At 67.4% G+C, this 13,413-nt stretch carries 16 protein-coding genes; 4 read left to right on the forward strand and 12 right to left on the reverse strand.

Annotated features, from left to right (window positions below):
• Positions 1–48 precede the first annotated feature (48 nt).
• A complete protein-coding gene (locus E1261_RS36280) occupies positions 49–915 on the reverse strand; it encodes a helix-turn-helix domain-containing protein (RefSeq protein ID WP_132414261.1) in 867 nt (288 codons plus the stop codon).
• Between the two features lie 12 nt (positions 916–927).
• Complete coding sequence (locus E1261_RS36285; protein WP_202875352.1) at positions 928–1,677, reverse strand: DUF6879 family protein; 750 nt, start codon at positions 1,675–1,677, stop codon at positions 928–930.
• A 247-nt stretch (positions 1,678–1,924) separates the two neighbouring features.
• Here E1261_RS36285 and E1261_RS36290 point away from each other — a divergent pair, with 247 nt between their 5' ends.
• Positions 1,925–2,332 (forward strand): hypothetical protein, encoded by a 408-nt coding sequence (locus tag E1261_RS36290; RefSeq protein ID WP_132414262.1) that lies wholly within the window; start codon positions 1,925–1,927, stop codon positions 2,330–2,332.
• Here E1261_RS36290 and E1261_RS36295 read toward each other — a convergent pair.
• Positions 2,282–3,556: a glycosyl hydrolase family 18 protein gene (locus tag E1261_RS36295; RefSeq protein ID WP_132414263.1), complete on the reverse strand. Its 1,275-nt coding sequence runs from the start codon at positions 3,554–3,556 to the stop codon at positions 2,282–2,284. The two genes, E1261_RS36290 and E1261_RS36295, sit on opposite strands and share 51 nt — an antisense overlap.
• A gap of 210 nt (positions 3,557–3,766) precedes the next feature.
• On the opposite strand from E1261_RS36295, the gene E1261_RS36300 reads away from it, so the two are divergent.
• A complete protein-coding gene (locus tag E1261_RS36300) occupies positions 3,767–5,224 on the forward strand; it encodes an MFS transporter (protein WP_165952759.1) in 1,458 nt (485 codons plus the stop codon).
• On the opposite strand, the gene E1261_RS36305 is transcribed toward E1261_RS36300, so the two are convergent.
• From E1261_RS36305 to E1261_RS36340, 8 genes are all read right to left on the reverse strand, one after another.
• On the reverse strand, positions 5,225–5,623 hold the full coding sequence (locus tag E1261_RS36305; protein ID WP_132414265.1) for a Tad domain-containing protein: 399 nt from the start codon (positions 5,621–5,623) through the stop codon (positions 5,225–5,227). It lies immediately after the preceding gene.
• A 29-nt stretch (positions 5,624–5,652) separates the two neighbouring features.
• Entirely contained in the window at positions 5,653–6,096 is a 444-nt protein-coding gene (locus tag E1261_RS36310; protein WP_132414266.1) for a hypothetical protein, read from the reverse strand.
• Positions 6,093–6,443 (reverse strand): TadE family protein, encoded by a 351-nt coding sequence (locus E1261_RS36315; protein ID WP_238176648.1) that lies wholly within the window; start codon positions 6,441–6,443, stop codon positions 6,093–6,095. The genes E1261_RS36310 and E1261_RS36315 overlap by 4 nt, the downstream gene beginning before the upstream one ends.
• Before the next feature lie 41 nt (positions 6,444–6,484).
• Entirely contained in the window at positions 6,485–6,679 is a 195-nt protein-coding gene (locus tag E1261_RS36320; protein WP_132414267.1) for a hypothetical protein, read from the reverse strand.
• 14 nt (positions 6,680–6,693) lie between these two features.
• Positions 6,694–7,632: a type II secretion system F family protein gene (locus E1261_RS36325; protein WP_132414268.1), complete on the reverse strand. Its 939-nt coding sequence runs from the start codon at positions 7,630–7,632 to the stop codon at positions 6,694–6,696.
• Positions 7,629–8,489: a type II secretion system F family protein gene (locus E1261_RS36330; protein WP_132414269.1), complete on the reverse strand. Its 861-nt coding sequence runs from the start codon at positions 8,487–8,489 to the stop codon at positions 7,629–7,631. Before E1261_RS36330 ends, E1261_RS36325 begins: the two co-directional genes overlap by 4 nt.
• Positions 8,489–9,766, reverse strand: coding sequence for a TadA family conjugal transfer-associated ATPase (locus E1261_RS36335; RefSeq protein ID WP_132414270.1), 1,278 nt, complete (start codon positions 9,764–9,766; stop codon positions 8,489–8,491). Before E1261_RS36335 ends, E1261_RS36330 begins: the two co-directional genes overlap by 1 nt.
• A gap of 111 nt (positions 9,767–9,877) precedes the next feature.
• Positions 9,878–10,621: a GntR family transcriptional regulator gene (locus E1261_RS36340; protein ID WP_132414271.1), complete on the reverse strand. Its 744-nt coding sequence runs from the start codon at positions 10,619–10,621 to the stop codon at positions 9,878–9,880.
• 254 nt (positions 10,622–10,875) lie between these two features.
• On the opposite strand from E1261_RS36340, the gene E1261_RS36345 reads away from it, so the two are divergent.
• A complete protein-coding gene (locus E1261_RS36345) occupies positions 10,876–11,877 on the forward strand; it encodes a Gfo/Idh/MocA family protein (protein ID WP_132414272.1) in 1,002 nt (333 codons plus the stop codon).
• Here E1261_RS36345 and E1261_RS36350 read toward each other — a convergent pair.
• Entirely contained in the window at positions 11,874–12,572 is a 699-nt protein-coding gene (locus E1261_RS36350) for a CTP synthase C-terminal region-related (seleno)protein (RefSeq protein WP_132414273.1), read from the reverse strand. The two genes, E1261_RS36345 and E1261_RS36350, sit on opposite strands and share 4 nt — an antisense overlap.
• Positions 12,573–12,647: 75 nt before the next feature.
• Here E1261_RS36350 and E1261_RS36355 point away from each other — a divergent pair.
• The coding region (locus E1261_RS36355) for a LysR family transcriptional regulator (RefSeq protein ID WP_132414274.1) at positions 12,648–13,413 on the forward strand (766 nt) is incomplete at its 3' end.

Consider the following 13,413-nt stretch of genomic DNA (forward strand, 5'->3'; position numbering starts at 1 on the left):
TTCACCACCTGGCTCACCGACAACCCCGGCCTGTTCGGCTAGGAGGAATCAGGTGAGCCGAGCGGTGGCGGCCGCGATGATCCGGCGAGCGCGGTCGCCCGTGACAGATCGGCCGAGAAGCGCGTCAAACTCCTGGCGGTAGAGGAGCGTCTCGGACGGGTTGGTGATCTGGAGGTACCCCGACACCAGCTCGACTGTCGCCTTCACCCCACTCGGGCCATCCATCAGAACGAACCCCTCGCAGGGCCACCGCAGCCGACGCTCGATATCCAGGGGCACGATGTTGAGCGAGACTGCCGGCAGTCTCATCACGGCCGCCAGATGTGCCAGCTGTTCGATGTGCGCCTCGCGATCACAGACCCGGTGGTGGAGCACATGCTCCTCCACCACGAACACGAACTGCTTCCCCGAACGCCGCAGGATGCCCTGGCGATCCATCCGTTCAGCCACCGCGTCGGCGACGTCATCGACCGTCAGACCGAGCAGGTCACGCACGGATTCGAGTCCGGCGGTGGTGTATTCGGCGGTCTGCAGCAGTCCAGGGACGACCGCCGACTGGTAGCAGCGGAACTGCCGAACGGCCTCGTACATCTCACGCACCGATTCCTGCGCCTGCTTCAAGCCGGCTCGGTGAAACCGCTGCATGGTGGTCCACATCCCCGCAGCCGCGGAGCGCTCGGCCATGAGCTCCTCGACACGTTGGGAAGGCACACCGCAGACCCGGCACCACTCGGCCAGGTCTGCGGCCGAGATCGGGCGCACACCATGTTCGATCCGCGAGACCTTTTGCGGTTGCCATCCAGCGGCCGCAGCCAACTGCCGTCCTGTCAGCCCGGCCCGCTCGCGGAACTCGCGCAACTGATCGGCCACTGCTTGCCGCGCGGCCTGTGCACTCGAGGATGTGGACGATGGCATTGCTGCAGCAAGTTACCTGACCGCGTAGTCCGCATGCGGAGTGGCGCGCTCCCAGACATGCTCGAACGTCGCAACGCAGCGCGCCACGAGGTCGGGATCGCTACTGAACTCCTCTTCGCCGGTGTCGGCTCCATCACCCGCGGAGAAGTTGAACGCCACCAACCGGCCGTCGATGATCCAGAAGTCGGCGCCGGGCAACAGCAGGTCAAAGGCCTGTCTGCGCGGAAGCCAGCGCACTTCCTCGCCCGCCTCGATGTTGTGCGTGGTCAGCATGTGCTCCCACCGGATGTAGTCGGTCACCGGCTCGGAAACGACCCGAGCCCTCCGGAACCTCACACCACGGGCTACACCCTCCGCGACGAGCTTCGTCCACGACGACATGTCATAGTCACCAGGGCCGCCTGCAAGGAAGTCCTGGAAGCCGGCAACGCTGGTGTCGTAGGTCTCTCGCATCTCCAAGTGCACGGCGGATCGCCGCGCGCCGCGCAGCAAGTCCAGCAGATCCACCTCGCCGTGGCCCAAGCGACCCGGCTCATAGGTTCCCGCTGCAGCCTCGGCCAGCACACCAGCCATTCGAGCGGGCTGGCGGACCACCGCCTCGTCGGCTCCCAACGGCGAGTGCTTGGCAATCTCGGCAAGGATCTTCGGGTCGGTGACGGTCTTGCCCTGCAGGTAAAAGTCTCCGGTCTCTGGATCAACGAAGACGGCCGGGCATTTGGCATCAGGTGAATCGGGGTCCATGCCTACGAAGTCCAGGGCCATGATGGCTGCCTCTCAAGGGTTGCCAGACGTTGCCGCATCGAGCTTCGGCTTCCGGTCGGCGCCAGAGCAAGCCGATTGCCAGAAGTTGCCCCTTGGGTCGGCCTACCTGCTCCAGGATACGGAACCCGCACCGAGCTGTCAGTCAAAGCGGGATAGGGGCACCTTCCGGCAACTTGCTCGATTGATGGCTGGTGGCGTCGGCAGAGTCATGCCTGGTGATGACGGCACAACCGGAAGGAGGCGGCCGGTGACGGACGAGTCCACAGAGCCTGTGCCGGTGCTGCACGCATACGTCCGTGAGCACCTGTTCATGTCGCCACGAGAACATGCGGATCTTGTCGTCAAAATGGCCAAGTTCGCGCAGCAGGAGGGCTATCGGCTCGGCAAGGTCTTCACTGAGAAGCTCGAGACGGCCCCCACCGCCTTCCGGGCGCTGATCGACGCCGTGCTGGATGACAAGGCGACGGGCGTCATGGTCCCGACGCTTCATCATTTCGGCGTCCTCGGATATCCGACGACGATCCGCGATCACGTCCAGAGATCGACCGGAGCAAGGGTGCTCGTCCTCGCTCCGGCGATCCCCCAGGCGCCCAACGAAGAGCGGCTAACGGCCCTGCAGCGCCTTGACGTTGTCGGCGAAGGTCCAGTTCTTTGAGCCGTCCCAGTTGATGGACCAGGTCATCAGGCCTTTGAGTTGGCCGTTGAAGCTGTTCCAGGACTGGGAGACCAGGGACGGGGTCATGTAGCCGCCACCGGCGCCGCTTTGGGCGGGGAGGCCGGGGACCTGCTTGTCGTAGGGGACTCGGATGGTGACGCCTTGGATGACCAGGCCGTTGTTCAGGCAGGTGGTTTGGGCGACGAAACCCTGCACAGTGCCTGCGGAGTAGGAGTCGCCGGAGCAGCCGTACATGCTGCCGTTGTAGTACTGCATGTTCAGCCACCACAGCCGGCCGTTGTCGGCGTACTTCTTGATGATCGGGAGGTAGGAACCCCAGATCGAGCCGTAGGTGACACTGCCACCGGTCACGTAGGCGGTCTCCGGTGCCATCGTCAGCCCGAAGTTCGACGGCATCTGCGCCAGCACGCCGTCGATGATCCGAATCAGGTTGGCCTGCGAGGCCGACAGCTGGTTGATGTTGCCGCTACCGGTCAGGCCGGTCTCGATGTCGATGTCGATTCCGTCGAAGTTGTACTGCTTCAGGATCGGTACGACGGTCGCCACGAACCGGTCGGCGACCGTGGACGAACTGAGGTCGATACCAGCGGTCGCGCCGCCGATCGAGAGCAGGATGGTCTGGCCGGCCGCCTTCGCCGCGCACATCTCGGCCGGGGTGGCGACCTTCACGGTCGCGTCCATCCCGTCCTCCCACTTCACGGTGCCGTCGGAGAGGATCACCGGGAAGGCTGCGTTGATCACGTTGTAGCCGTGCTGGCCGATCCGCGAGTCGGTGATCGGCGTCCAGCCGAACGGCGGGTGGACGCCGTTCGAGGAGCCGTCCCAGTTCTCCCAGTAGCCGTGCAGGACCTTGCCGGCCGGGCGGGACTTCACCGCGCAGGTGGCGTTACCGGGCGGCGGGGTCGTCGGCGGATCGGTGGGCGGCGTGCTGTCACAGGCCCCGAGGTCGAGCCAGAGCGAGGGGGCGGCGATCGGGTTCCAGCCAGAACCGGGCGGCGCGGTGTGCGCGGATCGGGCTTGGTAGGTGCGGCTCTGGTAGCTGACCTTGGCACCCGCCGCGTACGCAACGCCCTCGGCCCAGGCGGGCGCCGTACAGGCTGCTTGGACGGACGACCCACCGGCCTGCGCCACTAGACCGGCCGATCCGAAGAGGAGCCCGGCTGCGATGGCACTCGCAAGAACAACGCCGACCCGTCGGTTCATGGCGACTCCTCAGTCAATATGTAGCGACCTTTCGTTTACCGTAAGGCGCTACTCCGCCGGACCGCCACGACATGTCGGAAACCCGCCACGGTGGTGGCGACAGCAGAACCCGCTCAAATCGATCTGCAGATGCACATGGTGCCCAGGACGATGTCAAAAACCGGGAGGCTGATCCGACGCATGGGTGAAGACCACCCGAGAGGACCCCCCATGATGACTATCACCACAGCGCGAAGCCGCAGCCCTCGGCTCGCGCTGGCGCTACTGGCTCTGCCGTCGTTGCTGATCGCGATCGACATCAGCGTGCTCGGCGTCGCGCTGCCCAGGATGTCCGCCGACCTGCGCCCGTCACCGGCGGAACTGTTGTGGATGAACGACATCTACGGGTTCATGGTCGGCGGCACGATGGTCACGATGGGTGCCGTCGGCGACCGGATCGGGCGTCGCCGGCTGATTGTGATCTGCGCGGCGGTGTTCGCGCTCGCGTCGGCCGTCGCGGCCTTCTCGACCGCGCCGTGGATGATCATCGTCACCCGCGCGGTGATGGGGCTCGCCGGTGCCGCGATCATGCCGGCCTCGATGGCGCTGCTCGGCCAGATCTTCCCCGATCCGAAGGCCCGGGTCTCGGCGATGGGCGCCTACATGACCTGCTTCCTGCTGGGGATGGCCGCGGCTCCTCTGATCGGCGGCGTGATGCTTCAGTACTGGTGGTGGGGTTCGGTGTTCCTGCTCGGCGTACCGGTGATGGTGCTGACGCTGCTGGCCGCACCTCGGCTGCTGCCGGAATCGCAGGCGCAGCCTGACACCCGCTTGGATCTGCGCAGTGCCGCCTTGTGCCTGGTGTCGATCCTCAGCCTGGTCGCCGCGCTCAAGTGGGCCGTCAACGGCACTGAGCTCTGGAAGGTCGTCGGGCTGGGTGTGGTCGGCCTCGCCCTCGGCATCGTGTTCGTACGGCGGCAGCAGACCCTCGAGCACCCGCTGGTCGATCTGTCGTTGCTGCGGCAGCCTGGTGTGACTCGCGCGCTGTGGGTGCTGTTCCTCACCGCACTGCTGATGGGCGGTACGTCGATCTTCATCGCGTTCTACCTCCAGTCGGTGCACGGCCTGGAGCCGCTGACTGCGGCACTGTGCCTGATCCCGTCGACCATCGCGATGATCGCCGCCTCGAACCTCGGCCCCTGGCTCGGCCATCGGATGGAACCGAAGCGCGTCGTAGTGGGTGGTCTGGCGATGATGGCGATCGGCTTCGTGCCTTTCGCGCTGCTCCCGGTGGGCGAATCCGGCATCGGCTGGGCGATCTGCGGTGCCGTCCTCACGACGGCCGGGATCGGAGCCGCGTTCCCGTTCCTGATGAACGACATCATCTCGCACGCACCGCAGGAGCGGGCCGGTTCGGCGGCATCGCTGGCGCAGACGGCCAACGAGATCGGGATCGCCACCGGCCTGGTGATTCTGGGCAGCCTGGCCACGGTCGTCTACCGGGCACAGCTCTCCGGCGGATCCGCGAACGGCAGCTGGGTCGACGGCTTCGAGCAGACGAGCGGCGTACTGCTGGAGCAGGTCAAGCACGCCTTCGTCAGCGGCTACCACGCGGTCGGGATCGCCGCTGTGGTGACGATGGCGATCGTCCTCGTCCTCTACCTGATCCCCGCACGCCGGACGACCTGATCAACGAATCGGTACGACGGCCGACGCCTCGGTGGCGATATCCGCGGCGCTCGGGAAGCCGGGTGGCTGGAACGGCAGGTCGACCAACGACGCCAATCGCACGGTAACCGTCGTACCGGTGACGTCGGCGGACCAGTCGAGCCCATCGAAACGGTTGCTGGCAGCAACCTGATCCAGGTACTCGGCGGTCAGCCGGCGGGCCTGCTCGGGATCGAGCTCGGCGTTGCCGTCGGCCGCGGGCTGGGCGTAGATCGCGGCCAGCCCATTGGCTGCAGCCAGTACGGCGCCGTCGGCGGTCGCGTCGAGATCGCGCCGGACCAGGAAGACCTTGGAGATGTCGGTGACCACCACGATCATCAGCAGGATGACGAAGGTGAAGCCGATGATCAGCACGGTCATCTGGCCCTGTTCATCACGTGGCCGGCGGCTCATCCGTCGCCCTTCGCCTCGCGGTAGTCGCCGTACGGCTCGGTGTGCGAAGAACTGATCGCGATCGCGGGCGGTTCGCCACCGAGCGCGTCGGGGATCAACGGTAGCCGGACGCTCGTGTTCAGCGTGACGGTGACCGTCGAACCGGGTTGCAGGCAGGCCGGGGTGCAGCTGATCGTGAGTTGGTCCGAGGTCAGCTCCATCCCCTGGTCCCGCATGGCCAATCGGGCCGCCTCGAAGGCACGCGAGCGGGCCTCGTCCTCCGACAGTCCGTCCGGCACGATGATGAACGCACGCCCGGCCACGCGGGTTGCCGCGGTCGCGCCGTACGAGGCTCGCTGAACGTCGAAGACGCCGAGCATCACGTAGATCAACGGGACCATCAACAGCAAGGCAAGCCAGGAGAACTCGACGACCGCGCTGCCGCGTTCGTCCTTCGTCATTGGCCGGTCTCCTTGACGGCGTGCCCGGCGACGCTGAAGCCGACCGCCGGACCCCACAGACCCAGCGCCGGCATGTGTGCGCGGACAACGACCTCGACGCCCGGCTGGCCGTCGATATCGGTCGCGCTCGCGTCGACGGAGTCGACCAGACGGTCGTTCACGACGCCGCTGATCAGCTCCCGGGTCCGCGCCTGGCCGTCGGCCGGTGTCCGGTTCAGGACCGCCGCGTAGTGGGCGCCCTCCGAGGCCGCGGCGGTCACGGTGTTGCGCACGTACAGGTAGAGGCCGACCTGGAGGATGCCGAGGAACAACGGCACCACCAGCATCGAGACCAGCACGAAGTCCACGACCGCGGATCCACGGTCGCTCCTCCGTCCGAGTCTTTGGATCACCTGTTGGAGACGGAGTCCAGTGCGTTCTTCAGCATCTGAGCCAGCTGCGGACCGGCGACCGCCCAGATCGCCACCACCAGACCGGCCGTCATCACCGTGATGAGCACCCAGCCCGGGACGTCGCCGCGCTCCTTCCGCGCAGGCCGTGGCGTCAGCAACGCCACGTACAGTCTCGTGATCAGTTGTGACATGACCTCTCCTCGATTCATCCGGCGATCAGCCGGATTCCGACAGCCCCCGGGTAGAAGGCAAAAGCGATGGTGACTGGCAGGATCAGGAAGATCACCGGCACCATCATGGCGACTTCACGGCGGGCTCCGGATTCGATCAGCTCGCGCCGACCGGCCTCACGAATATCACCGGCCTGAGCACGCAGTACGTCGGCCAGCGGCGTACCGCGTTCCAATGCGACGGCCAGCCCGTCGGCGAACCGGGACAGGGCCAGCAGTCCGGTCCGATCGGCCAGTGCGTCCAGCGCCTTGACCAAGGTGTCGCCCGCACGGGTCTCGGCCAACACCCGCTTCAGTTCGTCCGCGAGATCGCCTCGGCAGGAGCGTGCGACGCGGTCGAGTGCAGCGGCCGGACCTTCACCAGCCGCGACTGACAACGCCAGCAACTCGGCCACCGTGGGCAGCTCGGTGAGCAGTCGGCGCTCACGGTTGCGCACCTGCGTGCCGAGATAGGTGTCTCGGGCAAGCACTCCGAGCACGCCGAGGAGCGCGCAGACGACCAGCATGCCGACCGGGTTTCCAATCCCGATGGACACCGCCACCAGCGATACAACCAGCCCAGCCCCGAATGCCGCCGTACCCCAGAGCAACTGCTCGATCCGGAACTCCTCGACCGTCCGCTCCAGCCCGGCACGCGCGAGTCTTCGGCGGATCGAGTTCGCACCGCCGAGCACTCGCTCCAACCGTCGGGCACCAGCCCGCAACGACGGCCCGAACAACCGCAGGATCGCGTAGAACGGCGAGTTCGACGCGACCACACCGAGGAACACCTCGGAACCGTCGATATCACGCAGGTACGGCGCGATCCGGTCGTCGGGCGTCGGTCGGCGCAGGAACGGCAAGCGTCGTACGACGATGAGCAGACCAGCACCGAACAATGCGCCGAGCGCGCCACCGAGCAAGATCGGAGTCATCGCAGCACCCGCTCTGGCTCGGGCAGCCGGCCGATCCGCAACATCAACCGGTACGCCAGCACGCAGATCGCGGCGCCGGTGGCGATGACGATCGCACCCACTGTCGAGTTGTACCGCTGGATCACATCGCCCTGGAACGACAGCATCGCCAGCACCAGCCACGGCGCCGCGACCGCGACCCGCGCGCCGTTCACCGACCAGGACTGCCGTGACTCCAGCTCGGACCTCGTCCGCGCATCGTCGCGCAGGAACGTCGACAGGGATCGCAGCAGCCGACCGAGATCGCCACCGCCGACCTCGCGCGCGATCCGCAACGCCTCCACGACCCGGTCACCAACCGGATCCGCGAGCCGCGCCTTCAACCTGTCCAGCGATTCCGCGAACCGGCCGGTCGAGGCGTAGTCCGCACCGAACCTCCGGAACGGCTCCCGCAACGGCAGCGGTCCACGCTCCCCCACCTGCGCCAGCGCCTCGGACAGCGACAACCCGGCCCGGACCGCAGACGCGATGTTGTCGACGACATCCGGCCACAGCTCGCGGAACTCGGCGAGCCGCCGCCGGGCGCGACTCCGCACCAACGCGATCGGCGCACCGCCGGCCATCAGACCGAACACCACACCGACCGGCCAGGCACCGGAGACCGCGAACATCACCACGAGCCCGATCAGGCCGGTGATCAGGCACGCGCCGATGAAGGCGACCGGCGTCACGCCCTCGACCCCGGCACTGGCCAGCAGGTCGCGGCTGCGGGTCACTAGGCGACCGTCCTGTGCAGCGCGGGCCTCGGCCGGCGCCACGAACGTCGCGATGATCAGCAGCAGACCGACCCCGAAGAACAGCCCGAGAAGAAGCCCCATCAGCCGGCACCTGACGGCAACTCGGTGAGCAGACCGGACACGTTGTACCCCGCCTGCTTGAACCGCTCGGGGTGTGGCAGGTGCCCTTCAGCCCGCCGCAACCGCCCGTCCACAGTGCCGAACAGCGTCTCGGTCTCGATCGCCTGATCCTCGATCCGCCCGCTGACCGCCAGAATCTCGCGCACCCGGCGGCGTCCGTCGGCAGCGATCCCGAGGTGTACGACGAGGTCGACACAGCCGGCCACCGTCGGCAGCACGAACCTCGAACCGATGTTCTCACCAGCCAGCAGCGGCAATGTGCACATCTTGGTCAGCGCCTCGCGCGCCGAGTTCGCGTGGATCGTGCACATGCCTGGTAGTCCAGAATTCAAGGCCAGCAACAGATCCAGGCACTCTTCGCCGCGGACCTCGCCGACAATGATCCGGGACGGCCGCATCCGCAGCGACTCCTTGACCAGGTCGCGCAGCCGGACGTCGCCCGTACCTTCCAGGCCGACCTGCCGGGTCTGCATCGACACCCAGTCGGGGATCGGCAGCTTGATCTCGAAGACCTCTTCGCAACTGATCACGCGTTCGCTGCCCGGGATCGACCCGGCCAGCGCGTTCAGCATCGTGGTCTTGCCGGCCTGGGTGCCGCCCGAGACCAGGATGTTCAGCCCGCAAGCCACCGACGCATCCAGCACGGCCGCTGCGTGCGGAGTCAGCGACCCGAGTTGGACCAGATCGTTCAGCCGGGTCGCGCGGACCGTGAACTTCCTGATGTTGATTGCTGCGAAACGATGAGTGATACCGCTGAGCACGATGTGCACGCGGCTGCCGTCGGGCAGACGGGCGTCGGTGAACGGCTGCGAGACGTCGACCCGGCGGCCGGTCGTCTTCAGCATGCGCTCGACCAGATCACTGACCTCTTCCTCGGTCAGCACCGTCGTGGTCAGCTCGTGCCGGCCCTCGCGGGCGATGAAGACCCGGCTCGGCTCGTTGATCCAGATCTCCTCGACCGCCGGATCGTCCAGATACCGCTGCAGCGGGCCGAATCCGGCGACCCGGTCGTGGACCTCGCGGCTGACCGCCTCGATATCGCCGATCGGCGGAACCACGCCGGTCAGGCTGCGCTCGTCGTACTCCTTGACGACGGTGGCGACTATCGCGATCACAGCGCCCGGGTCGCGGAGCGGGTCGATCCCCTCACGACGCACGACATCGCGGACCTGGGCGTCGATGAGTTCGACGGCACCGTCCCAGCCCGACCGGCGCGCGGCAAGTCGGTCGGCTGTCATCGGTCTCCCCCGGGCATCGCAGCAATGAGTTGGTCACGGTGAGCGACCATCCTCCCAAGTACAGAGGGTTATTGCCACTAGCTCGGAGTTACCTGTGGATAAGTGTCGCCGTCAGCGGTGGATCAGGGTGTGCTCGAAGGAGTAGCGGCTGGCGCGGTAGAGGTGCGAACCGAACTCGACCGGCTGACCGTGGTCGTCGTACGTGATCCGGGTGGTGGCGAGCAGCGGGTGCCCAGGCTCCTCGGCAAGCAGCCGAGCCTGCTCCGGAGATGCCGGTACGGCGGAGATGGTCTGGTGCGCTACCTTCAGCCGCACGCCCTCGGCCCGCAGCAACTCGTAGAGACCGTGCTCGGCCAAGCTGGTCGGGTCGGTCTCCAGCAGGTCCGGCGGTAGCCAGTTGCGCATCAGAGCGAGCGGCTCGCCGTCTGCCCGGCGCAGGCGCTCCAGGCGCAGCACGCGGTCGCCGACCTCGCACTGCAGTGCCGTCGCCACGTCTGCGGTCGCGGGCGCGATGCCGAGTCGCAGCACCTCGGTCTCCGGCTTACGGTGCGCTGCGGCCAGGTCGTCGTACAGGCTGGTGAGCTCGAGTGAACGCCGCACCTGCCCGGAGTTGCCGACCACCTGCGTCCCGACGCCACGCTTGCGGACCAGCAGCCCCTGGTCGACCAGCCGGGCGATCGCCTGCCGCACGGTGGGCCGGCTCAGCCCGTACGCCTCCGCGAGGTCCACCTCATTGCTCAGCCGGGATCCGACTGGAAGCTCTCCCCCCTGGATCGCCGCCTCGAGCTGCTGTGCCAGCTGCACATGCAACGGCGTCCGACTGCTCCGATCAACCTGGACCTGCACGGTACTCATGGGCACATCCTGAAGCCTCCACCCTGATCAGTCGACCCGAGGCGGTGATTTGATCAGATCCCTTCCGATTACCCAACGTTCAACTACCGGCACACACAGCGTCGTGAACGGAGGATGAACGTGCCCGAATCCGGGTCCGGATGGCGGTCCGGGGATATCTGCCGGGGCTTGTATACGGGAGGATGTCGCCTTCTGGATCATCCGCCGGCCCACTCGGGGGGCTGCGCTGGCTACAGGCTGAGATGAGGAGAAGCATGGAACCGCTGCGTATCGGGATCCTTGGTGCGGCCCGGATCGCGGGTCGCGCGATCGCCGAACCGGCCCGGCTGACCGGCGCCCGGCTGGTTGCCGTCGCTGCCCGGGACCGGGATCGGGCCGAGGCGTTCGCTGCGGAGCACGGCGTCGAACGCGTGCACGCGTCGTACGACGACGTGCTCGCCGACCCGGAGGTCGAGGCGATCTACAACCCACTGGCGAACGCGTTGCACGGCCCCTGGAACCTCAAGGCCATTGCCGCCGGCAAACATGTGCTGACGGAGAAACCTTCAGCCAGCAACGCATCTGAGGCAGCGTTGGTGCGCGACGCTGCCGCGGAACGCGGTGTGGCTGTCATGGAAGGCTTCCACTACCTCTTCCACCCGGTGACCCGTCGGCTGCACGAATTGCTTGCGAAAGGTGAGCTGGGCGAGCTGCAGCACGTGGAAACCACCATGGTGATGCCTCCGCCGCCGGAGAACGACCCCCGCTGGTCGCTACCGCTTGCGGGCGGCGCTCTGATGGACGTTGGCTGCTACGCCCTGCACGCCCAGCGCTCTGTGGCGCCCTGGGCAGGCGGTGCGCCGCGTCTGGTCAGCGCTCGCGCCGGTGAGCGCAAGCGGCTGCCTGGTGTGGACGAGTGGCTGAACGCCGACCTGGAGTTTCCGAACGGCGCCACCGGCGCAGTGCGCACCAGCATGGGCGCCGAGACGCTCGACTTCAGCTGCAAGATCATCGGTACTCGCGGTGAAGCCTTCGCACCAAGCTTCGTGCTGCCGCACAACGACGACCGCGTCATCGTCACCACGAAGGAAGACCACTGGGTCGAGCAACTCGGCCGTAAGTCGTCGTACACATATCAGCTTGAGGCCTTCGCTGCTCACCTCCGCAATGGTGCCCCACTGCCGACCGACGCCGACGACGCGGTGGCCACCATGCAACTCATCGACGAGGCCTACCTGGCAGCCGGCCTCAGCCCACGTCCCACTCTCGCCAGCTAGCTCTGGGCGCAGGCTGCACGGGCGAAGGCCTCGATCAGTGCATGTGGTCGAGTGCCGTCGCCCGCCAGCTCCGGCTGGAACAGCGTGGCCAGGTAGAACGGGTGGTCGGGCAGCTCCGCAATCCGCGGATCACCTGCGTCGTCGTACGCACTGAAGACCATGCCCCGCTCGCGCAACGCATCCAGCCGGCTGCTGTCGAGGCCATAGGCACAGTGGTAGCGCTCGGTCGACCGCTCAACACCCAGTACGTCGGCCGCCCGCGTCCCCGGCGTCACATGGATCACGCCCTCGTGGCCGACGAGTGAGCACGCCAGCTCGACGATCAGCTGGTCCTCGGCCTCCGGGTGGTTCTCACCGTGCTGTACGGCGGTCTGCCCACAGACGTTGCGGGCGAACTCCAGCATCGCGTGCTGGAAACCACCACAGGTGCCGAAGAACGCGATCCCGTTCTCGCGCGCGATCTGGACCGCGCGGATCGCTCCGGACTCGTCGCGGTACGGGCTGCCCGGTAGCAGCCAGATCCCGTCGAAGCCCTTGATCGACGGGTCGACCTCGTCGGTCGGCACCCAGTAGACGTCGAGATCGAGGTTGTCCCGTTCGCGCAGTCGGTCCAGGAGACCGGGGACGCGGGCATGCGAGCGGACGTGCGGCGAGCGGTCACCGACCAGGGCGATACGTGCGGAGTAGGCGTTCATGAGTTCATCTTGCGGTGGCGACGACTATCAGCGCCAACGATGATCTCTGCACCGGGTATCACCGATACTTATCTCGTGGATCCACACCTGCTGCGCACCTTCGTCACGGTCGCCGAGCTCGGCTCGTTCTCCGCTGCGGCGGACCGGCTCGGCTACACCCAGTCGGCCGTGTCGCAGCACATCGCCGTACTGGAGGCTGATCTCGGTACGCCGCTCCTCGGGCGACGGCCGGTGGCCCCGACGCCCGCTGGTGAGCGGCTGCTCGAACACGCCGGCGCGATCCTCCTCCGCCTCGCCGCTGCCCGCGCCGACGTCCACCGCGCGGTCGGCGATCCGCCGGGCACGCTGACGATCGCCGCAGCGCCACTGGCTGCCGTAGGCGGTAGACTCGCCACGGCTCTCACCGCCGTACGGCGTTCGCACCCGGGAACCGTGGTCACGCTGACGGTCTGCGGTCGCGCCGAGGTCGCCCACGGCGTGGCGGTCGGCGAATACCACCTGGGCCTGATCGACGGCGTGGCCGCGCCGACCGACCCACTCCTGCTCGTCGACGCCGGCACCCTGCGCACCAGCGCGGTCGCCCACGACAACCTGGTCGTTGCCCTGGCCAACGATCACCCGCTGGCCAACCGCCGCCGGATCGCCCTGCACGACCTGATCGACGCCCGCTGGATCGACGCACCGGACGTCGCCGCACCCCTCGCAGCCCTCCGCGCCGCCACCGACTCCGACGGCTTCCGCCCAGCCCTCACCTACACCGGCACCGACCTGACCACCCTCCTAGACCTGATCACCGCCGGCCACGGCCTCGCCGTACTCCCAGCCTCCCTAACCCCCAGCG

It is taken from the genome of Kribbella albertanoniae (assembly GCF_004348455.1).
GTDB lineage: Bacteria > Actinomycetota > Actinomycetes > Propionibacteriales > Kribbellaceae > Kribbella > Kribbella albertanoniae.